The 462-nt window shown below is 65.4% G+C and carries 1 protein-coding gene; it reads right to left on the bottom strand.

Annotation, left to right across the window (positions count from 1 at the left end; genetic code table 11):
• Positions 1-462, bottom strand: a 462-nt coding sequence (locus tag AX750_RS01790) for a division plane positioning ATPase MipZ (RefSeq protein WP_197432780.1), incomplete at both ends; no start/stop codon positions are given.

The following is a 462-nucleotide window of genomic DNA, read 5'->3' as shown; positions in this document are numbered from 1 at the left end:
GGTCAGGCCTCCGGGCGCGTTCACGACCACCAGGGGCAGACGCCGCGCCATGATCTTCGCCAGTTTCTCCATCCCCTCGCGGTTAGCCAGCGGGAGTTCGAGCACGCGGAGCCTGTCGTCGTTCTTGAACGTCTCCCCCACCTCCTTCTGGACAGGGTCAGCCTCGATGACCACGGGAAAGCGACCGGCGCGCATGAGCCTCTCGATGAAAGCCATGCAGGCCGTGCTCTTGCCGCCGCCGCCCTTGTAGGACCCGAAAATGATCAGCTGCAGAGCATCGTCGAGGCGGCTCAGCGGAAAGGTCCCGTCGTCGCGGCGCGGGTCATAGGCATCCTCGTCGCTGAACCTCCTCATCAGTTCGTCGAAGGCTGAGAAGTCCGTCTGCGGTCCGCTCATGGCGGCGAGCGCCTCGATCGGAGAGACAGCGCCCCCGATCCCGCCGTCGGGCACGAGATCGAAATC

Source organism: Methylobacterium sp. CCH7-A2 (assembly GCF_001557075.1).
In the GTDB taxonomy this organism is placed as follows: domain Bacteria; phylum Pseudomonadota; class Alphaproteobacteria; order Rhizobiales; family Beijerinckiaceae; genus Allobosea; species Allobosea massiliensis.
The sequence above is the reverse complement of the archived record's forward strand: the minus strand, read 5'-3'. Positions and strand labels throughout refer to the sequence as shown.